Source organism: Tardiphaga sp. (assembly GCF_028290495.1).
Taxonomy (GTDB): Bacteria; Pseudomonadota; Alphaproteobacteria; order Rhizobiales; family Xanthobacteraceae; genus Tardiphaga.
The window spans coordinates 30,161-51,199 of sequence record NZ_JAQGJT010000062.1; the positions used below are offsets into that span (position 1 = coordinate 30,161).

At 64.0% G+C, this 21,039-nt stretch carries 16 protein-coding genes and 1 pseudogene; 9 read left to right on the forward strand and 8 right to left on the reverse strand.

What is annotated here, in order from left to right; genetic code table 11:
* Positions 1-8: 8 nt before the first annotated feature.
* The 6 genes from JWQ24_RS11755 to JWQ24_RS11780 all read right to left on the reverse strand — a co-directional run bounded on the left by JWQ24_RS11755 (position 9) and on the right by JWQ24_RS11780 (position 6,005).
* Positions 9-956, reverse strand: coding sequence for an acetamidase/formamidase family protein (locus JWQ24_RS11755; RefSeq protein ID WP_299807830.1), 948 nt, complete (start codon positions 954-956; stop codon positions 9-11).
* A gap of 10 nt (positions 957-966) precedes the next feature.
* Entirely contained in the window at positions 967-1,743 is a 777-nt protein-coding gene (locus JWQ24_RS11760) for an ABC transporter permease (RefSeq protein ID WP_299807832.1), read from the reverse strand.
* Positions 1,740-2,579, reverse strand: coding sequence for an ABC transporter ATP-binding protein (locus tag JWQ24_RS11765; protein WP_299807833.1), 840 nt, complete (start codon positions 2,577-2,579; stop codon positions 1,740-1,742). Before JWQ24_RS11765 ends, JWQ24_RS11760 begins: the two co-directional genes overlap by 4 nt.
* Before the next feature lie 4 nt (positions 2,580-2,583).
* Positions 2,584-4,011, reverse strand: coding sequence for a dihydroorotase family protein (locus JWQ24_RS11770; protein WP_299807834.1), 1,428 nt, complete (start codon positions 4,009-4,011; stop codon positions 2,584-2,586).
* An 8-nt stretch (positions 4,012-4,019) separates the two neighbouring features.
* Positions 4,020-4,814: an SDR family NAD(P)-dependent oxidoreductase gene (locus tag JWQ24_RS11775; RefSeq protein WP_299807835.1), complete on the reverse strand. Its 795-nt coding sequence runs from the start codon at positions 4,812-4,814 to the stop codon at positions 4,020-4,022.
* A gap of 141 nt (positions 4,815-4,955) precedes the next feature.
* Positions 4,956-6,005, reverse strand: a complete 1,050-nt coding sequence (locus JWQ24_RS11780; RefSeq protein WP_299807836.1) for an ABC transporter substrate-binding protein — start codon at positions 6,003-6,005, stop codon at positions 4,956-4,958.
* A 156-nt stretch (positions 6,006-6,161) separates the two neighbouring features.
* On the opposite strand from JWQ24_RS11780, the gene JWQ24_RS11785 reads away from it, so the two are divergent.
* Positions 6,162-7,067 carry a LysR family transcriptional regulator gene (locus tag JWQ24_RS11785; protein WP_299807837.1) on the forward strand — a complete coding sequence of 302 codons (906 nt, stop codon included), beginning with the start codon at positions 6,162-6,164 and terminating at the stop codon, positions 7,065-7,067.
* A 27-nt stretch (positions 7,068-7,094) separates the two neighbouring features.
* On the opposite strand, the gene JWQ24_RS11790 is transcribed toward JWQ24_RS11785, so the two are convergent.
* Together JWQ24_RS11790 and JWQ24_RS11795 are read right to left on the reverse strand one after the other, a co-directional pair.
* On the reverse strand, positions 7,095-8,273 hold the full coding sequence (locus tag JWQ24_RS11790; protein WP_299807838.1) for an acetate/propionate family kinase: 1,179 nt from the start codon (positions 8,271-8,273) through the stop codon (positions 7,095-7,097).
* A gap of 6 nt (positions 8,274-8,279) precedes the next feature.
* Positions 8,280-10,684, reverse strand: a pseudogene (locus JWQ24_RS11795) (phosphoketolase family protein).
* A 288-nt stretch (positions 10,685-10,972) separates the two neighbouring features.
* Between JWQ24_RS11795 and JWQ24_RS11800 the strand changes: the two are divergent.
* The 8 genes from JWQ24_RS11800 (at position 10,973) to JWQ24_RS11835 (ending at position 20,864) form a co-directional block, all read left to right on the forward strand.
* A complete protein-coding gene (locus JWQ24_RS11800) occupies positions 10,973-13,675 on the forward strand; it encodes a bifunctional acetate--CoA ligase family protein/GNAT family N-acetyltransferase (protein ID WP_299807839.1) in 2,703 nt (900 codons plus the stop codon).
* 139 nt (positions 13,676-13,814) lie between these two features.
* A complete protein-coding gene (locus tag JWQ24_RS11805; RefSeq protein WP_299807840.1) occupies positions 13,815-14,945 on the forward strand; it encodes an ABC transporter substrate-binding protein in 1,131 nt (376 codons plus the stop codon).
* A 61-nt stretch (positions 14,946-15,006) separates the two neighbouring features.
* Positions 15,007-15,909, forward strand: a complete 903-nt coding sequence (locus JWQ24_RS11810) for a branched-chain amino acid ABC transporter permease (protein ID WP_299807842.1) — start codon at positions 15,007-15,009, stop codon at positions 15,907-15,909.
* A gap of 11 nt (positions 15,910-15,920) precedes the next feature.
* Positions 15,921-16,763, forward strand: coding sequence for a branched-chain amino acid ABC transporter permease (locus JWQ24_RS11815; protein WP_299807844.1), 843 nt, complete (start codon positions 15,921-15,923; stop codon positions 16,761-16,763).
* Positions 16,760-17,548 (forward strand): ABC transporter ATP-binding protein, encoded by a 789-nt coding sequence (locus JWQ24_RS11820; RefSeq protein ID WP_299807846.1) that lies wholly within the window; start codon positions 16,760-16,762, stop codon positions 17,546-17,548. Before JWQ24_RS11815 ends, JWQ24_RS11820 begins: the two co-directional genes overlap by 4 nt.
* Positions 17,545-18,258: an ABC transporter ATP-binding protein gene (locus JWQ24_RS11825; protein WP_299807848.1), complete on the forward strand. Its 714-nt coding sequence runs from the start codon at positions 17,545-17,547 to the stop codon at positions 18,256-18,258. Before JWQ24_RS11820 ends, JWQ24_RS11825 begins: the two co-directional genes overlap by 4 nt.
* A 92-nt stretch (positions 18,259-18,350) precedes the next feature.
* Entirely contained in the window at positions 18,351-19,055 is a 705-nt protein-coding gene (locus tag JWQ24_RS11830) for a GrlR family regulatory protein (RefSeq protein WP_299807850.1), read from the forward strand.
* 189 nt (positions 19,056-19,244) lie between these two features.
* Positions 19,245-20,864, forward strand: a complete 1,620-nt coding sequence (locus JWQ24_RS11835) for an ABC transporter substrate-binding protein (protein WP_299807852.1) — start codon at positions 19,245-19,247, stop codon at positions 20,862-20,864.
* Positions 20,865-21,039 lie beyond the last annotated feature (175 nt).

Here is a 21,039-nt window from a genome sequence, read left to right on the forward strand (position 1 = left end):
TTTCGGCGTTAGCGCTTCGATTGGTTCAGGATCGCATGCGGGATCATCACATGGATGCCCTTGCTGCGGTTGACCAATTGGGTGACGCGCAGATCGGCCGCAAGGCTGCACAGCCGATAGGCGTCGTCGGCCGTTAGCGTCGTACGCGCCACGATCAGCGCAATCATCCGCCGCAGCGCAATCCGCGCGGCCTCGTCGAGGTCCTCATCGAACGCCATGGCGATCAGATGTGTCGCGGTCTCGGCATAGGGCGCGTCAAGCTTCGCGTCTTTGACGAGATCAATCTTGAAGGTCCCCGTCAGGCCAGTCTCGACGGCGGTGAGGCAGACCTCTCCGTCGCCTTGCAGGGCGTGACCGTCCCCGCACGAGAACAAGGCCCCTTCGACCGCCACCGGAAGATACAGCACGGCGCCGGCGCCAAGTTCCTTGTTGTCGATGTTGCCGCCGAAAGACGAAGGCATCACCGAACTGACGCGGCCGATCTCACGCGCCGGTGCGACACCCATCACGCCAAAGAACGGTCGCGCTGCCAGACTCATCCCCCAGGGCGTCTGGATGGTGCGCTTGACGCGATCGATGCCGAGATAGACCCGCCGCTCATACGGGAAGTCGTCGGGCAGCGTGCCCATGCCGGGCTTGACGATGTTCCAGCCCCAGTCGTCGGCCAGTTCAATGTCGACGATCTCGACGCGCAAGGCATCGCCGGGCATTGCGCCACGCACGGCCAGCGGGCCGGTCAGGATATGCGGACCCAGTTCCGGCGCGAGCGCGGCGCGGACCGCCTGCAACTCGGGACGGACCGTCATGCCACCCTGCGTCGGTACGGCGTCGGGCTCGCCGCTGACGGTTTTGATGATGATGGTCTCGCCGCTATCAATGGTCGCGACGGGCTTTAGCGAGGCGTCGAAATAGCCCCAATGCACGTTGGCCGGAGCCGGCAGAACCGTTTGTGTCATTGCTACGTCCCTAACCGCCGGCGGCAAAATTGTCACTGCGCACCGCCCATCCGGTGACGCGGCCCTCGATCAGCGAGAAGATGACATAGAGTCCGACGCCGAGGAAGGCGAGGATGAACAGGCCGGCGAACACCAATGGCACGTCGAACGACGACGAGGCGATCATCATCAGATTGCCGATGCCGCGGTTGGAGGCGACAGTCTCCGAAATCACCGTGCCGACGAAAGCCAGCGTCGCCGCGACCTTCAGCGAGGCGAAGAAATACGGCATGGTGCGCGGCAGCCCGACATTCCACAGGATCTCGAACTTGGTGGCGCGCAGCGTCTTCATGACGTCCTGCAATTCCGGCTCGGTGGCGGCAAGCCCGGTGGCGACGTTCACGACGATCGGGAAGATGCACATGATCATCGCGGTCAGCACGGCCGGCACGGTGCCGGAGCCGAACCACAGCACGAAGATCGGCACCACGGCGACTTTCGGGATCGACGAGAACCCGACCAGCAAGGGATAGGCGACGTCGTAAGCGAGCTTGGACGAGCCGATCAGCGCGCCGAGCGCGATGCCGATCAGGATGCCGAAGCCGAAGCCGACCAGCGTGGTGGTCAGCGTCTGCAGCGCATGCGGCCAGATCGCCGGGAAGCGCGCCCACAGCGTCGCGATCACCTGGCTCGGCCGCGGCAATACGATGTCCGAGATGTGGAATGCCAGGCACAGTACTTCCCACAGCACGAAGAAGCCGAGGATGCAGGCGACGGAGAGGATGCGGCGTTTGGTGACTTCGTTCATAGCGCGGCTTCCTGGATGGCGCGGGCGGCGACGATGCGCTGGCGCAGCCGCTGGGTGAGCGTCACGAATTCCGGCTCGAACGATACTTCGATGGTGCGCGGGCGCGCGAACGGCACCAGGCTGTCATCGACGATCCGGCCCGGCCGCGCCTGCATCACGCAGATCCGCGACGCGAGATACGCGGCCTCCTTGAGATCGTGGGTGACCAGCAGCACGGTCGGCCGCTTCTCGATCCACAGGTTTTGCATGATCTCCCACAGCTCTTCCCGGGTGAATTGATCCAGCGCGCCAAACGGCTCGTCGAGCAGCAGTAGCGTGGGATCGTGGATCAGTGCCCGGCACAGCGATGCCCTTTGCTGCATGCCGCCGGACAACTGCCACGGATATTTGTCGCCGAAGCCGCCGAGGCCGACTTGCGTCAGGGATGCCTCGACGCGGTCGCGGTATTCCTTCTTGCGCTTCTGCGCGAAGGTCTCCTTGAACGGCGGCACGATCTTCAGCGGCAGCATCACGTTGTCGCGGATGTTGAGCCACGGCAGCAGCGTCGGATTCTGGAACGCCATCCCGATCCGCACCTCGTTGGCGCCGACCTCGCGGCCGGCGACGAAGACGTGGCCCTGCGTCGCATTCAGCGTGCCGGCGACCAGTTTCAGGATCGTCGACTTGCCGCAGCCGGACGGGCCGACCAGCGCCACGAACTCGCCGCGCGCGATGCGCAGCGAGGTTTCGGTCAGCGCGGTGACGGCGTTCCTGGCGCTGCCGAAGGTGACGCCGACCTTTTCCAGCTCGATCACATTGTCGACCCGCGATGTGGTCGGCGCCGGGCTCGCATTCATCAGCCTATCTTCCCGTATTCGAGGTGATCGCCTGCATCGTTGAGTCGGTGTTGCGCGGCGCAGGTTTCGGCATCTGCTGGATCGCATGCACCGAGCGGCCAGTGCCGCGGGCATCCTCCTGCAAGATTCGGTCCTTCATCACGAAACGGCCGCGCACGATCGTATGAATCGGCAGCGCTGTGGCTTTGCGGCCGTGCCAGGGCGAGATTCTCGATGTCGATTGGATCAGCGCGTCGTCGACCGTCCATTCCCGGTTGAGGTCGACGATGGCGATGTCGGCATCAGAGCCGACGGTCAGCGTGCCCTTGCGCGGGTACAGGCCCCAGATCTTGGCCGGAGCGTCCGCGCTCCAGCGCACATAGTCCTGGATCGTGGCGCGGCCCTTGTTGATCTCGGTCAGCATCAGGGGCATCTGCGTCTCGACGCCGGGAAAACCGCAATCGACGGTCCAGATGTCCGGCCGGGTCTTTTCTTCCGGCGCGTGGGGGGCGTGGTCGGTGGCGATCATGTCGATTGTGCCGTCCACCAGCGCGTCCCAGATCGGCTGCTGGTTGGGCTTCTCGCGGACCGGCGGATTGACGCGAACGACGCCGCCGAATTTATCGTAATCGGTCTCGTCGAGCAGCAGATATTGCGGGCAGGTCTCGCCGGTGATCTCGACACCGCGCGCCTTGGCTTCCGCCAGCGGGCGCAATTCGGCGGCCGATGAAATATGCAGCACATGGATACGCGCGCCGGTCCATTCGGCAAGCGTTGCTGCTCGCTCAACCGCTTCCACTGCCACCACGGCGGGACGCGCGGCGAGATGCGCAATCGGCTCGGTGCGACCGGCGGCGCGCAAACGTGCCTCGCGGCGCTCCATGATCGAATTGGTCTCGGCATGCAGCGAGATGCGCTTGCCGGTCGGCGCCACCACCTCGAAAGCCTCCAACATCGCGCCGGTGGAGGGCGAGGGGATGCGGCCAAAGGTATTGCCCATATAGAGCTTGAAGCCGATCACGCCTCCCTCAATCAGCGCAGGCACATGCGCGATGCTGTCGTCGCCGAGCACGGCGTAGAGGCCGTAATCGACATAGGCTTTTGCGCTGGCGATCTTGTGCTTGTCGGCGAGCGACTCCGCATTATTGATCGTCGGCAGCGTATTGGGCATGTCGAATACGCAGGTGACGCCGCCGAAGGCCGCCGCAGCGGTGCCGCTGGCAAAGTCTTCCTTCTGCGGATAGCCGGGATCCCTGAAATGCACATGGACATCGATCGCGCCGGGCAGGATGTGCAGCCCGGTGGCGTCCAGCGTTTCTTTCGCCGGCGGCATCGCGTCCGCCGCGCCGATGGCGTGGATCAAGCCGTCCTTGATGGCGATACTGGCCCTGTACGAAGCATCGGGCGACACGATGGTGCCGCCATGGATCACGAGGTCTACGGTTTCTGCCATGTTCATGCTCACAGCATCGCCCAGCCGCCATCGACCGGCAGGTCAACGCCGGTGACCTGGCGCGACACGTCGCTGGCGAGGAACAGGCAGGCATTGGCAACATCGGCATCGACGGTGACGCGCTTCAAGGCGTAGTCGGCGGCGTGGCGTTCGGCGGCTTCCTCTTCGGAAATGCCGAGCTTCAGCGCCATGTCGCGGCATACCTTGTCGCGGAAGCGCGGGCCATCGACCATGCCGGGTGCGACGCAATTGACGTTGATGTTGTGCTGGCCGACTTCGAGCGCAAAGCTCTTGGTGATACCGCGCAGGCCCCATTTCGAGGCGGAGTAGGCGACGCGGCCGGCGCGGCCGCGCATGCCAAAGGTGCCGCCGACATTGACGACCTTACCGTAGCGTTGCTCGATCATGGTCGGCAGCGCTGCGCGCATGGTGTGGAAGCAGCCGTTCATGTTGAGCGTGACGATCTCGTCGAATTCCTCCGGCGTGGTCTGCACGCCGGTCTTGCCGATCGGACCTGAGCCGCCCGCGACGTTGACAAGAATATCGATGCGCCCGCCGAACGCCGCCTTGGTCGCCGCGGCCGCGGCTTCGCACTGGCTGGACTGGGTGAGGTCGCAGGCGATCACGATGGCCTCGCCGCCCGCAGCAATGACCTCATCGGCGACCGGCTGGATCGCCGCGATGTCGCGGCCGAGCAATGCCAGTCTGCAGCCCTCGGCGGCAAAAGCGTGGGTGATCGAGGCGCCCATGCCCTTCGCCGGGCCGGTGATCATCACGACGCGGTTTTCCAATGATAGCTTCATGATTGTTCCTTTTCAGTCGAACTCAGTCCTCATCCTGAGGTGCGGCCGCTTGGCCGCGTCTCGAAGGATGGGCGCCACACTCCCTCATGGTTCGAGACGGCGCTGAAGCGCCTCCTCACCATGAGGGGACCGGCGTGGTCGTTACATCGCCGCCTTGATTGCGGTTGGCCGGTCGGCCAGCGGCGGCATGAAGCTGCGGTCGAAGATTTCCTTCACGGCCGGCGCGCGCGGTAGTTCCTTGGCCTGCACCAGGATCTCGATCGACTTCGCCATCCGGGCTTCGTCGATGTCGCCAAGCCCGATGGTCGCCACTTCGGGATGGCTCATGTCGTCGGCCATCGTCGCCTGCAGCTTGGCCAGTTCGAGGTCGGGCTTGATCAACGGCTCGCGCTTGGCGACGGCGGCCACGGCGGCGTTGGGATCGGCCATCGCATCCTTCACGCCCTTGGTCAGCGCCTTCAGGAAGCCCTTCACCGCTTCCGGGTGCTCCTTGATGAATTTGGAGGAGACGATGATCGAGTTCGAGTACAGGTCCATGCCGTAATCGCCGAACCGGATCAGGCGCAGCTGCGTGTCGGGATCGATGCCGATGCCCTTGGCGGCGAAGCGCAGCGTGGTGACATAGCCGAACACGCCATCGACCTGGCCCTGCATCAACATCTGCTCGCGCAGGTTGGGTTGCATGTTGCTCATCTCGACCTTGGCGCAGTCGATCTTGGCGATCGTGCACAGCGCCGGGAACAGCTTCAGCGCGCCGTCATTGGCGGGGCCGCCGAGCTTGCGGCCGGGGAAATCGGCTGGCGTCTTGATCGGACCGTCGGCTTTCACCGCGATGGCGAAGGGCGGGCGGTTGTACAGCGAGTACACGCCGACCGGTGCGTTTTCCGGCTTCTTGGCGGTGTATTCGATCAGCGCGTTGACGTCGCCGAAGCCCATGTCGTAGGCGCCGTTGGCGACCTGCGGCACGGCGGCGCCGGAGCCGTTGCCTTGATCGAAGGTGACGTCGAGGCCTTCCTGCTTGAAGTAACCGCGGTCATCCGCGAGGAAGAACATGCCCTGCGGGCCTTCATACTTCCAGTTCAGGATCAGCTTGATCCTGGTCTGGGCATGGGCCGTCGCGACCGAGCCGGCGGAGACCGCCAGCGCCAGCGCAAGCGCCTGCATTCCACGAAACGTATGGTGTCCGATCATCGGTGTCTTCCTGTTGAAGAGTGCGACCCGTATCCAGCCGTCCCGGCTCTGCCTGCCGTCCCGAACGCCAAGACCAAACTTAACGCTATCCGAGTGAGCTTATCTGCTGCTATCTTTCTCCATGAGCGGTGCAAAAAAGGCTTCACTGGAGGTTGGATGCGACATCTCAAGCTGCTGACCCATGTCGTCGAGGTCGCCCGCATGGGCTCGATCCGCAAGGCGGCGGAGCATCTCAATCTGACGCCGTCGGCGATGAACCGGCGCATCCAGGACCTCGAGGCCGAGGTCGGCACGCCCTTGTTCGAGCGCCGGCCGCGCGGCGTCAAGCTGACCACCGCGGGTGAGATGTTCGTACGCTATGCGCGCAGCCAGATTGCCGATGCCGAGCGAATGAAATCGCAGGTTGAAGATCTGCGCGGGTTGCGGCGCGGGCCGATCCAGATCGCCTGCAGCCAGGCTCTGGCGTTCGATTTCCTGGCGTCGCAGGTCGCTGCGTTCCAGAAACAGCATCCGAAGGTGGTGTTCGATCTCAAGGTGATGGACCACGACCGTGCGCTGGTGGCGCTCGCCGCCTATGAGGTCGATCTGGCGCTGGTGTACCGCCCGACGATGTGGCCGTCGGTGCGCGTGATGGCCACCGTACCGCAGCGTCTCGCGGTGGTGGTGCGCGCTGACCATCCGCTGGCTGGCAAGAAGACGGTGCGGCTGTCGGATTGCGCCGAATACCCCGCCGCGCTGCCGGACCGCACGCTGAGCGGCCGGCAGATCCTCGACGAGGTCACCGCGCGGCGCGAAATGCGGCTCAACATGCAGGCGGAATCGAATTCCTTCGAGATGCTGCGCGGTCTCGTCTTCCGCTGCAACATGATCTCGTTCCAGATCGAGATCGGCGCGCCGTCGGGCGATCTCGGCACCGGTCTGGTCGGCCGCCCGGTCGATACCCGCGATGTGCCGACCGCCGATCTGGTGCTGTGCCAGCTTCGCGGCCGCGGCCTGTCGGTGGCGGCGGCGACCTTCGCTGAAATTCTGGCCAAGAGCATGCAGGTGATGAAGCCGGCGTAGCCGGGCATTGATGGGCCGTGAAAGAGGCTAGCGGTTGGCCAGCAAGCCCACGCAATCGCGCGCGATCGTCGTCTCTTCGCTGGTCGGAATGATGTGAAGCTCGATCTTGCTGCCGGGGGCGGCGATGTCCGCGGCGTTGGCATCATTGGCGGCGGCGTCCAGCTTGACGCCGAGAAATCCGAGCCGGGCGCAGATGCCCCGGCGAATTTCCGGGCTGTGCTCGCCGATGCCTGCGGTGAAAACAAGACAGTCCAGTCCGCCGAGGCTGACGGCCATCGCCGCGATTTCCTTGGCTGCGCGCTCGACATACAGTTCCACCGCTTCGATCGCGTGCGGCTCTGCGCTTCCGGCCAGCACGCGCATATCGGCCGAGAGGCCGGACACGCCGAGCAGGCCGGACTCACTATACAGCATCCGTTCGAGTTCGGACGCCGACATGCCGTGGACCTGTTGCAGATACAGCAGTACGCCGGGGTCGATCGCGCCGCAGCGCGTGCCCATCATCAGCCCATCGAGCGCGGTGAGGCCCATCGTGGTGTCGATGCTGATGCCGCCCTGCATGGCGCACAGGCTGGACCCGCTGCCGAGATGCGCGACCACCGTACGCCCGGCGGCCAGCGCCGGTGAGAGTTCGGCGAGGCGATGGGCGATGAACTGATAGGACAGGCCGTGGAATCCGTAGCGGCGGATGCCGAGTTCGTCGAACCGGCGCGGAATCGCAAAGCGGCGCGCCCGCGGTCCGAGGTCGTGGTGAAAAGCGGTGTCGAAACAGGCAATCTGCGGCAGTTCCGGCCGCAGCGACAGCAGCGGCTTGATTGGCTGCAGGCTGCGCAGCTGGTGCAATGGCGCCAGTGGCGTGAGCGCCTGCAGCGCGTGCAGCACATCGCCGTCGATCAGTACCGGGGCAACAAAGTCCTGGCCGCCATGCACGATGCGATGGCCGATCGCCACCAGATCGTCGCACGCCAGATAGCCATCGACCCAGGTCAGGATGTCGTCGAGCAACCCGGCCTCGTCGGCGCGGTCGGGCTGTTGCTTGTCGAACAGCACTTCGCCCTTGCCGTCCTTGATGGTCAGCCGCGGCTCGGCGTCGTGTTCGTCGAGCAGTCCCTTGCACAACAATTGCGGGCCGTCCGACGCGATGTCGAACAGCCCGAACTTGATGGTGCTCGATCCGGCGTTCAGAATCAGGATGGCATCGGACATGCGAGGTCAGTCTCCCGCTTTCGCCGCTGTGCCGTAGGGCCAGCTCCAGTCGCTGATTTCCGGCATGTCCTCGCCGTGCTCGCGCACATAGCGCGTGTGTTCGAGCAATTTGTCGCGGAACTGTTGTTTGACCGCAGCCGCGGCGACGCCGAGGCCGGGAACGCGTTCGATGACGTCGATGGCCAGGTGGAAGCGATCGAGACGATTCAGCACCACCATGTCGAACGGTGTCGTCGTGGTGCCTTCTTCCTCGAAGCCGTGCACATGCATGCGGGCATGGTTGGCACGGTTGTAGGTGAGGCGGTGGATGAGATGCGGGTAGCCATGAAACGCGAAGATCACCGGCTTGTCGCGGGTGAACATGTCGTCGAACTCACGGTCGCCGAGCCCGTGCGGATGTTCCGTGTCGGGCTGCAGCGTCATCAGATCGACGACGTTGATGACGCGGATATTCAGGTCCGGATAACCTTTCGCAGCAAATCTACCGCGGCCAGTGTTTCCAGCGTCGGCACGTCGCCGCAACATGCCATCACCACGTCGGGCTCGTTGGCGACATGCTCGGTGCCGGCCCACGGCCAGATGCCGATGCCGGCGTCGCAATGGACGGCTGCCTGATCCATCGCCAGCCATTGCGGCGCCGGCTGTTTGCCGGCGACGATGACGTTGATGCGGTCATAGGTGCGCAGCACGTGGTCTGTGATCCACAGCAGCGTGTTGGCGTCCGGCGGAAAATACACGCGGACGATGTCGGCCTTCTTGTTGGCGACCAGATCGACGAAGCCGGGGTCCTGATGGCTGAAGCCGTTATGGTCCTGGCGCCAGACATGCGAAGTGAGCAGATAATTGAACGAGGCGATCGGCCGTCGCCACGGCAGGCCGCGCGACACCTTCAGCCATTTGGCGTGCTGGTTGAACATCGAATCGACGATGTGGACGAAGGCCTCGTAGCAGGAGAAAAGGCCGTGGCGCCCGGTCAGCAGATAGCCTTCGAGCCAGCCCTGGCAGAGATGCTCGCTGAGCACTTCCATCACGCGGCCATCCTGCGCCAGATGCACGTCGTAGGGCTCAATGCCCTCCATCCACTGCCGCTCGGTGACTTCGAACACCGCATCGAGCCGGTTCGAAGCGGTCTCGTCCGGGCCCATGATGCGGAAGTTGCGCTGCTCTGCGTTCAGCGTGATGACGTCGCGCAGGAATTTGCCCATCTCGCGGGTAGCTTCGCCGAGCACCGCGCCCGGCCGGGGCACGTCGATGGCGTAGTCGCGATAATTCGGCAACGTCAATTCGCGCTTCAGCAGACCGCCATTGGCATGCGGGTTGGCGCCCATGCGGCGGTTGCCTTCCGGCGCCAGCGCCTGCAATTCCGGCTTCAGTTGGCCGGCTTCGTCGAACAGGTCGTCCGGCCGGTAACTGCGCAGCCATTCTTCCAGCAGCCGGAGATGCTCGGGATTGCCGCGCGGATCGCTGATCGGCACCTGATGCGAACGCCAGAATCCCTCGACCTTGAGGCCATCCACTTCCTTCGGCCCGGTCCAACCTTTCGGGCTGCGCAGCACGATCATCGGCCACTTCGGCCTTGCGGTGTTGCCGCCCTCGCGGGCCGCCTTGTGGATGTCGCGGATTCGCGCAAAGGCGGTCTGCATCGTATCGGCCATCAGCTGGTGCATCGTGGCGGGGTCGCTGCCCTCGACGAACAGCGGCTCGTGGCCGTAGCCCTCGAACAGTTTTTGCAACTCCTCGTCGGCCATGCGGGCAAGCACAGTAGGATTGGCGATCTTGTAGCCGTTGAGGTGCAGAATCGGCAGCACCGCGCCGTCATGGACGGGATTGAGAAACTTGTTGGAATGCCATGATGCGGCCAGCGCGCCCGTCTCGGCCTCGCCGTCGCCGATCACGCAGGCGACGATAAGGTCGGGATTGTCGAACGCCGCGCCATAGGCGTGAACCAGCGCATAGCCGAGCTCGCCGCCCTCGCTGATCGACCCCGGCGTTTCCGGCGCGGCATGGCTGGGAATGCCGCCGGGAAACGAAAATTGCCGGAACAGTTTCTGAACGCCGCCGGCATCGCGGCTGATGTCGGGATAGATCTCGCTATAGCTGCCTTCGAGATAGGTGTTGGCCACCATGCCCGGGCCGCCATGTCCGGGGCCGCAGACATAAAGTACGTTGAGATCGTCGGCGCGGATCGCACGGTTGAGATGCGCGTAGACGAAATTGAGGCCGGGCGTGGTGCCCCAATGGCCGAGCAGCCGCGGTTTGACGTGCTCGCGCAGCAGCGGCTGGCGCAACAGCGCATTGTCGAGCAGATAGATCTGCCCGACCGACAGATAGTTAGCCGCGCGCCAGTAGCGGTCGATCAGGTTGAGTTCATCATCGGTTAGGGAAGAACAGGTGGGTGAAGCATCGAGCATGGTGAGCCTTTCACCGCGGACCGAAACACGCTTCGGCCGCTGACATCCATAATGTATAGTTGGGCGGAGCTGCTTCGCGCCGCGATGTCGTCCGTGGCAATCACTGTTCCGCTTTGGGGATGACGTTGAGATGACGATGCCTTGCGTTGCAATCTTGCATGGCATTGAATCCCGTAATTGAGGCAGATCAATAGGCACAACCGGGCTATAACGTGCGTCACCGGCCGGCGCGAGAACCTCGCGCGGGATGCCGTGACGCGGAATGTCGAACAATTGAGGCCTTGCCGGATGTCTATCTATCGCCTGAGCAACCTGCTCGCACCGCGTTCGGTTGCGCTGATCGGCGGCAGCCCGCGGCCGGGCTCGGTGGGCAGAGTGGTACTTCGGAACATCCTTGATGCGAAGTTCGGCGGCGAGTTCGGCATCGTCAATCCGCATCACCGTGAAATTGCCGGCATCGCCACCGTCCGTCGCCTCGCAGACCTTTCTTTCGTGCCGGACCTGATCGTGATCACCGCGCCGGTAGCAGCGATTCCGGGCCTCATCGAGGAGGCGGGCCGCCTCGGCGTGCCCGGTGTGCTGATGATCTCCGCGGGGCTCGGCGAAGGCGAAGGCTCGCTGGCGCAAGCCGCCGAAGTCGCCGCCCGCCGTCACGGCATGCGGCTGATCGGTCCGCAAAGCATCGGTGTGATGATGCCGAACGCCCGACTCAATGCCAGCTTCGCCGCGCATATGCCCCGGCCGGGTAACCTGGCGCTGATCTCGCAATCCGGCGCGATCGCTGCCGGCATGGTCGGCTGGGCGGCACAGCGTTCGGTCGGCTTCTCCGGCATCGTCTCGATCGCCGACCAGCTCGATGTTGATATCGCCGATCTGCTCGATTACTTCGCGCTCGACAGCAAGACGCGCGCTATCCTGCTCTATGTGGAATCCATCAAGGACGCCCGCAAATTCATGTCGGCGGCCCGCGCCGCGGCGCGCATCAAGCCAGTGATGGTCGTCAAGTCCGGACGCCTGCTGCAGGGCGCGGCTGAGGCTGCGACGCACACCGGCGCGCTGGCCGGTTCCGATGCGGTGTATGAAGCCGCCTTCCGCCGCGCCGGCGTGCTGCGGGTGTCCGACCTGCGCGAATTGTTCGACTGCGCCGAGACGCTCGGCCGCATCACGTCGCCGGCCGGCAAGCGCCTTGCCGTGCTCACCAATGGCGACGGCATCGGCGTTCTGGCCATCGACCGGCTCAACCAGCTCGGCGGCATTCCGGCGGTGATGTCGCCGGCCGCGCATCAACAGCTGGAGTCGGTGGTGCCGCGCGCCTGGTCCGGCTCAGGTCCGGTCAACATCGTCGGCGACGCCAACGCCGAGCGTTACGTCGCGGCGCTGGAAATCTTGCTGGCCGATCCCGGCAACGACGCTATCCTGGTGATGAATGTCGAGACCGCGATTGCTTCGGCGGATGATATCGCCGGCGCCGTGACGCGGCTGGTCAAGCAGTACGTTGAGTCGCATCGCGGCTTTGCCAAGCCGGTGCTGGCGGTGTGGGTCGGCGCCGCCCCGAGGATTCTTGCGGTGCTCAGCGCCGCGGGCCTGCCGAACTATCCGACCGGCGGCGACGCGGTGCGTAGTTTCATGCATCTGGTGCAGCACCGCGAGGTGGTCGAGACGCTGGCGCAGGTGCCCCCGGCGCTGCCCGAAACCTTCGTGCCGGATATCGATGCTGCGCGCTCGATCGTGGCGGATGCGCTTGGCGAAAACCGGCGCTGGCTCAGCCCGGTCGAAATCCGGCGGCTGCTACAGGCCTACCAGATTCCGATGATCGCGACCTTTGTCGCCGCGGACGTCGAAGAGGCCGTGCAGCATGCCGCGACGATCCTGGCCGGCGGCGCGACGGTGGTGCTGAAAATCCTCTCGCGTGACATCGTTCACAAGTCCGACGTCGGCGGCGTCGTGCTCAACCTCACCAACGTCGAGGCGGTGCGCCTGGCTGCCACCGACATCCTCGCGCGCGCCAGCAGGCTGCATCCGCAGGCACGGATTTCGGGCATCATTGTGCAGCCGATGATGGTGCGGCCGAAGGCCCGCGAATTGCTGCTTGGTCTCGCCGACGATCCTACCTTCGGCACGGTGGTGGTGTTCGGCCGCGGCGGCACCGCGGTCGAGATCATCAACGACAAGGCGCTGGCGCTGCCGCCGCTTGATTTGCCGCTGGCGCGCGACCTGGTCGGGCGCACCCGCGTGTCGCGGCTGCTGGCCGGTTACCGCGACGTGCCGCCGGTTCAGCCTGATGCGGTGTCGCTGGCTCTGGTCCGGCTGGCGCAGATGGCGGCGGATATTCCGGAAATCCGCGAACTCGACATCAATCCGCTGCTGGCCGATGAAAACGGCGTGCTGGCGCTCGATGCCCGCATTGCGGTGGGCGCAGTGCCGAGAAAATTCAGCGGCAAGGGTCCGGCCAATTTCGCCGTGCGCCCCTATCCCTCGCAATGGCAACGCCATGTCGACCTCAAGGACGGCTGGCGCATCTTCATGCGGCCGATCCGCCCGGAAGACGAGCCGACCATTCACGGCTTCCTCAAGCACGTCACCGACGAGGACCGCCGGCTGCGCTTCTTCGCGCCGATGAAGCACTTTACCCATGAGTTCATCGCGCGGCTGACGCAACTCGATTACGCCCGCGCGATGGCCTTCGTCGCCTTTGACGCCGCGACCGGCGAGATGGTCGGCGTGGTCCGGCTGCATTCCGACTCGCTGTACCAGAACGGCGAATATGCCGTGCTGCTCCGCTCGGACCTCAAGGGCAGGGGGCTGGGCTGGGCGCTGATGCAGTTGATCATCGAATACGCGAAGTCGGAGGGGCTGACGCAGGTATCCGGCGAGGTGCTGCGGGAGAACACCACCATGCTGGAAATGTGCCGGGCACTCGGTTTTGCGGTGAAATCCGACCCTGATGAGCGCGACATCTGCAATGTGACGCTGACGCTGGACCGCGCGTAAACTCCGGTAACGCGGTACGTGGCCGCGGCTCTCCCGGAGCCATGCGCGGCGGTTGCCCACAGTATGAAATAAAACCGTTGGAAGACGGTGCCGCGACAGATAAAGACGGCGGCAACGCATTTTCGATCGGGAAATTACCATGAATACGAGAATTCTTGCCACTTTGGCCCTGTCTGCGCTCGGCCTGGCCTCCGCCTCGATTGCCCCGGCACGGGCACAGGATGTCACGATCGGCGCGATCGAAATCCTGACCGGCCCGAACAGCCGCTATGGCTTCGCGATCCGCAACGGCTTCGACCTGGCGCTGGAAGAGGTCAACAAGACCGGCGTGCTCGGTGGCCGCAAGCTGGTGATCCAGTATGAAGACAGCGCCGGCAACAAGGACCAGGCGGTTAACGGCGCGCGCAAGCTGATCGGCATCACCAAGGTGCCGGTGATCCTCGGGCCGACGCTGTCGAACGAAATGTTCGCCGCCGGTCCCGTCGCCAATGCGCAGAAGGTTCCGATCGTCGGCACCTCGACCACCGCCGCCGGCATCACCGCGATCGGTCCCTACGTGTACCGCACCTCGCTGCCGGAGAGCGACGTCATTCCGGTGACCCTGAAGCGCGCGCAGGAGAAGTTCGGCATCAAGAAGGTTGCCGTGATGTATGCGAACGACGATGCGTTCAGCAAATCCGGCTATGACGTGTTCAAGGCGTCGCTGGACAAGATGGGCATCCAGATCCTGACCACCGAGACCTTCGGTTCCAAGGACAGCGATTTCTCGGCGCAATTGACCAAGATCAAGAGCCTGAACCCCGACGCCATCGTGGTTTCGGCACTGGTCGAGCCGGCCTCCGGCATCCTGCTCGGCGCGCGCGCCGTCGGCATCGATCCGAAGGTGCGCTTCATCGGCGGCAACGGCTTCAACTCGCCGAAGCTCGGCGACATCGCCGGCGAAGCCGCCGACGGCACGATGGTCGGCAGCCCGTGGTTCATCGCCAAGGATGACGCAGCCAACACCAAGTTCGTCGCCGCCTACCGCGCCAAGTACAAGGACGATCCGGACCAGTTCGCAGCGCAGGCCTATGACACGCTGCACATCGTCGCTAACGCCATCAACACCGCCGGCGCGCCGGAGAGCGAGAAGATCAAGGCGGCCCTGCAGGCCACCAAGTATTCCGGCGTGATGGGTCCGTTCTCCTTCACCGACCAGCGCGATCCGGCCGATGCGTCGGGCGTCGTGGTGATCGAGATGAAGAACGGAAAATTCCAGATCCTCAAGTAACAGAAAATCGAACCGGCGGCCGGCGCTCACGCGACGGTCGCCGCTTTGACTGGCACTGATTATGTTAGCGCAAATTCTCCAGCAGCTTCCCCAGCAGCTCATCAACGGGCTGGTCCTGGGATCGACCTACGCGCTGTTCGCGCTGGGCTTTACGCTGATGTTCGGCGTGCTCGGCGTTATCAATCTCACTTACGGATTCTATTTCACCACCGGCGCGTTTCTGGCGCTGTACGGCGCCAAGATGCTGGCGCTGCCGATCTGGCTGGCGCTGCCCGCGGCCGCGATCCTGACCGGGCTGCTCGCTATCGTGCTGGACACCATCCTGCTGACGCCGCTGCGCCGCAAGAAGGCGCCGGAACTCTCGTCGCTGATGGTCACTCTCGGCGGCACGCTGCTTTTGTATTCGTCGATGACGGGAATTTTCGGCACAGAAATCCGCCGCCTGCCGCCGGCCATCATCAGCCACGCCGCGATCACGTTCGGGAGCGTGCGCATCAACCTGTCGCAGATCCTGATCGTCGTCACCACCGTGCTGATCGTCGCCGTGCTGCTGGCCGTGGTGCGCTTCACGCGCTTCGGCCTGTCGATGCGCTCGCTGGCTGAAAATGCCGAGGCCGCGGAACTGATGGGCGTCAACACCGACGCCGTGGTGCGGCTGGTGTCCTTCATCTCCGGCGCGCTCGGCGCCACTGCCGGCGTGCTGATCGGGCTGAACTTCAACGCGATCCAGCCCTATATGGGCGAGGCGATGATGCTGAAAGGCTTTGCCGTCATCATCATCGGCGGCCTCGGCGACATCAAGGGCGCGCTGATCGCGGGCCTGGTGATCGGCGTGCTCGAGGCGCTGACCGCAGGCTTCATTTCCTCCGAGCTCAAGGATGCGGTCGCCTTCATCCTGTTGATCGCCACGCTCTGGTTCCGCCCGGTCGGCCTGTTCGGCCGTGCGCCGGTCAAGCGCGCCTGACGGGAAATCCAATGTCCGCTTTTCTCGACAACTTCATGTTTTCGTACCAGGCGGTGATCTTCGCCGTCGGCATCAACGGCCTGTTGGCGCTGTCGATGTATGCCGTGCTGGCGGTGGGCCAGCTGTCGCTCGGCCAGGCCGCCTTCATGGGCATTGGTGCCTATGTTTCGGCACTGCTGACGCTGCACCTCGACTGGCCGTTCGCCGCGGTGCTGCTGGCGGCGATGGTCGTGCCCGCGCTGCTCGCGCTGTTGATCGGCGGCCCGACCTTGCGCCTGACTGGCGTCTATCTGGCGCTGGCGACCATCGCCATCGTCGAGATCCTGCGCATCTTCCTCAATGCGTCGAGCTATACGGGCGGCGCGCTCGGCCTGTCGGGCATTCCCAACAAGACCACCGTCACGCTGATTTACGGGTCGCTCGCCGTGGTGCTGCTCGGCTTCGTGATGGTGGCCCGTTCCAGGCTCGGCCGCGCGATGGAAGCCGTTCGCGAGGACGAAATCGCGGCTGGCGTGATGGGCATCAACCTGCCGGCGATCAAGCTCGGTGCGCTGATTGTCTCGGCGATGATCGCAGGCCTCGCAGGCGCGCTCAACGCGCACGCCAACAGCTTCATCGGCCCGAACGACTACAGTTTCGAGCACGCGGTGACGATCATCAGCTTCGCGTTGCTTGGCGGCATCGGTTCGCCGTTCGGCCCGGTGCTGGGGGCTGCGATCCTGACGCTGCTGCCGGAGTTTCTGACCTCGCTGCAGGATTTCAAGCTGGTGGTGAACGGCTTCATCATCGTCGTGGCGGTGCTGTACATGCCGCGCGGCCTGTTGACCTGGCGCATCGGACGGGTGGGACGATGAGCAACGTTCTGGACATCAACGAGCTCACCGTGAACTTCCGCGGCCTGGTCGCGGTCGACCATGTCAGCTTTGCGGTTGCGGCTGGTACCGTGCATGGGTTGATCGGCCCTAACGGCGCCGGCAAGACCACCTGCTTCAACCTGATCTCCGGCCTGATCCCGCCGACCTCCGGCAGCGCCACGCTGGCCGGGACGCGGCTTGAAGGCTCTTCGTGGCAGCGCACCCGCGCCGGCCTGTCGCGCACCTTCCAGAACATCCGCATGTTCCAGGACATGACGGTGCGCGAGAACGTCATGACCGGGATGCACTCCCGGCTGAACGCTTCGCTGCCGGAAATCCTGTCCCGCCTCGGCCGCTTCATCAAGGAAGAGACGGCCGCGATCAAGCGCGCCGACGAGTTGATCGAATTCGTCGGCCTCGCGGCCGCCGCGAACCGCCGTGCCGGTGACCTGTCCTATGGCGACCAGCGCCGGCTCGAAATCGCTCGCGCCGTGGCATCCGAGCCCCAGGTGCTGATGCTCGACGAGCCAGCCGCCGGCATGAACCCGACAGAGACGCAGCAGTTGGTCGAGTTGTTGCTGCGACTGAAGCAGAAAGGCCTGACGTTGCTGTTGGTCGAGCACGACATGCACTTCGTCATGAGCCTGTGCGACCGCATCACCGTGTTGAATTTCGGCCGCAAGATCGCCGAGGGCAGTCCGCGCGAAGTGCGCGAGAACCCCGCCGTGGTCGAAGCCTATCTCGGCGCCAAGGTCGCCGAGCGCCTGAAGGGAGGCGCGGCATGAGCGTGCTCAAGGTTCGCGGCCTGACGCTGGGCTATAACCGCAGCGACGCCGTCAAGGGCATCGATCTCGACGTCCCCGAGGGCGCGGTGGTGTCGCTGATCGGCGCCAATGGCGCCGGTAAGACCACGACCCTGCGCGGCCTCAGCGGCCTGCTCAAGGCGCGCAGCGGCTCGGTGCTGTTTGACGGTGTCGAGATGGCCGGGCAGGCGGCCTACAAGACCACCCGCGCCGGGATCGTCCAGGTGCCGGAAGGCCGTCAGATCTTCGCCAACATGACGATCGAGGAAAACCTGCGGATGGGGGCCTATCTGGTGCCCGTCGCCGCCGAGATCGCGCGCCGCCGCGCCGGCGTACTGGACCGCTTTCCGCGGCTCGGCGAACGGCTGACGCAACTCGCAGGCCTGTTGTCCGGCGGCGAGCAGCAGATGCTGGCGATCGGCCGCGCCCTGATGGCCGATCCGAAGCTGCTGCTGATGGACGAGCCGTCGATGGGTCTGGCGCCTTTGTTCATCGAGGAAATCTTCGCGATCATCCGTACGCTGAAAACCGAAGGTCGCACCATCCTGCTGGTTGAGCAGAACGCCCAGGCGGCGCTCGAGGTCTCCGACCACGCTTACGTGCTGGAAAGCGGCCGCATCAAGCTGCAGGGCCCGGCGCACGAGATCGCCAACAATCCGGAAGTGATCGCGGCCTATCTGGGCTCGGGCTAGGCGCGCCCGCCTTGTCATAAATCCAATATGGACATTTTCGGTGACCTGCCGCGCAATACCCTTTAGGTAGAAGGGTGGCAGGAGTTATTGTCTTGTTCGACGGATTTTTTAAAAGCGCATTTTCAGTCAACGACGTCCCGGGCCGAAGCGTGACCCATGTCCGTGGCGGCAAGCTGCTGGGCGGCAATTCGGCGTTTTCCCATACCGGCAGCTATGTCGAGGACAATGGCGAGATCATCCTTGAGGTGACCAGCCGACGCCATGTGGTGGACCCCAAATATCCCTCTTTGCTGGGCGCGGACGTGGCGATGATCCACGTTTGCGGCCATGCCGACGGCCGCAACTATCGCTTTGAGGGCACCTCGCCGCAGCTGCCCGGCGCCGTGTTCCGCTCGCTGATGACGCCGCTGGGCGACGAGGACATGCCGCCGGCCGGTGTGATCGGCGAAGGCGGCATCGCCAACGGTCTGTACGCCGTGCACTTCCGGATGCTCGACGGTCTGGCCGGCGGCCTCAATGGCGTGATGCTGCTCAACGACGGCCGCATCCTCGGCGGCGATGCGTATTTCTACTATCTCGGCTCCTATTCGTCCGCCAATGGCCGCTGGAAGGGCGAGATCCTCAACCAGGAGCACACCCCGGCCAGTAGCGAACATCCGCTGTTCAGCGGCCACGAGGTCGGCATCGGCTTTGCCGGCACCTGCGATCACGAGGGCGCCGAGTTGGAAGCTACTGCGTTCGCCGGCAAGCGCAGCATCCGGCTCCACGCCACGTTGAATCTAGTCTGCTCAGCTTGACGGCACCCTTCGTCTCAGCGTTCTGATCAATAAATAAGCAAATTTACGTTTTTGTATGCAATGCACAAAATCATCATTGTGCGTGGCGGCAGCTGCACTTTGTTTTTGTTGAACAAACCAGCCCGGTGCGAGTGGCACGAACCTTGCGAAGCAGGTTCCGGATCGATTCCCTGAAGCTGGAGCACCGTGATGAAGCGTCGCGACTTTCTGAAAACCGTTACCGGCGTGGCTGCCGGCGTGATGGTGCCCGCACCGGCGATCTGGTCGGCCGCGAAGGCTGATGCCCGTTCCGAGACGCTCCTGATCGTCTCCGAGAGTGGGCCGAACAACATCGACATCATGGGCGTCGGCACCAACGTGCCGGGCTACGAGGTGTCGTGGAATTGCTACGACCGCCTGATTACGCATGAGATGAAGAGCGGCCCGGGCGGCGTGCCGTATTACGACCGCGACAAGATCAAGGGCGAACTCGCCGAGGAATTCAGCGTCAACGACACATCGGCGACGTTCAAGCTGCGCAAGAACGCCAAATTCCACGACGGCACGCCGATCACCGCCAAGGACGTCAAGTGGTCGCTCGACCGTGCGGTCTCTGTCGGTGGCTTCCCGACCTTCCAGATGAGCGCGGGCTCGCTGAAGAAGCCGGAACAGTTTGTGGTTGTCGATGACCACACGGTGCGGGTCGACTTCCTGACCAAGGACCGGCTGACGATCCCCGATCTCGCCGTCATCGTGCCGTGCATCATGAATTCGGAACTGATCAAGAAGAACGCTACCGAGAAGGATCCGTGGGGTCTCGAATATACCAAGCAGAACATTGCGGGGGGCGGCGCCTACAAGGTCACCAAGTGGACCCCCGGCACCGAAGTGATCATGGAGCGCAATGACGACTGGGTGAATGGTCCGCTGCCGAAGATCAAGCGCGTGATCTGGCGCATGGTGCCGCAGGCCGGCAACCGCCGCGCGTTGCTCGAGCGCGGCGACGCCGACATGTCGTATGAACTGCCCTACAAGGATTTCCAGGAGATCAAGGCCAACGGCAAGCTCGATGTCGTGTCGCTGCCGTTCTCCAACGGTATCCAGTATATTGGCATGAACGTCACCAAAGCACCGTTCGACAATCCGAAGGTGCGCCAGGCCGTGGCCTATGCGCTGCCCTATCAGAAGATCGTCGATGCCGTGTTGTTCGGCCTCGCCAATCCGATGTTCGGCGCCTCGGCCGACAAGCCGACCGAAGCGGCGTGGCCGCAGCCGACCAAATACAACACCGACATGGCCAAGGCGAAGGCGCTGCTTGCCGAGGCCGGCTATCCCAACGGCTTTGAGACCACCATCTCCTTCGATCTCGGTTTCGCCGTCGTCAACGAGCCACTCTGCGTGCTGGTGCAAGAAAGCCTCGGCCAGATCGGCATCAAGACCACGATCAACAAGATCCCCGGCGCCAACTGGCGCACCGAACTGAACAAGAAGGAAATGCCGCTCTACACCAACGTAGTCTCGGGCTGGCTCGATTACCCCGAATACTTCTTCTACTGGTGCTATCACGGCAACAATTCCGTCTTCAATACCATGAGCTACAAGTCGCCCGAGATGGACAAGCTGATCGACGGCGCCCGCAACGCCGCGGCGAGCGGCGACATGCCGACCTACGATGCCGACGTCAAAGGTTTTGTGGATCTCGCCTTCAAGGACATACCGCGCATTCCGCTGTATCAGCCCTACGTCAACGTCGCGATGCAGAAGAATATCTCGGGCTATCAATACTGGTTCCACCGCAGGCTCGACTATCGCGCGCTGGTGAAGGCGTAAGCGGGCGAGTAGCGAATAGGGAGTAGCGAATAGTGAAAGAGAGCAGCGACGGTCGTCCATTCGCCATTCGCTATTCGCCATTCGCACGGCGCGCGAGCGCGCCATGCTGACCATGATCGGCAAGCGGCTGATGTTCGCGATCCCGAGCCTGATCGGGGTCGTCATCGTCACGTTC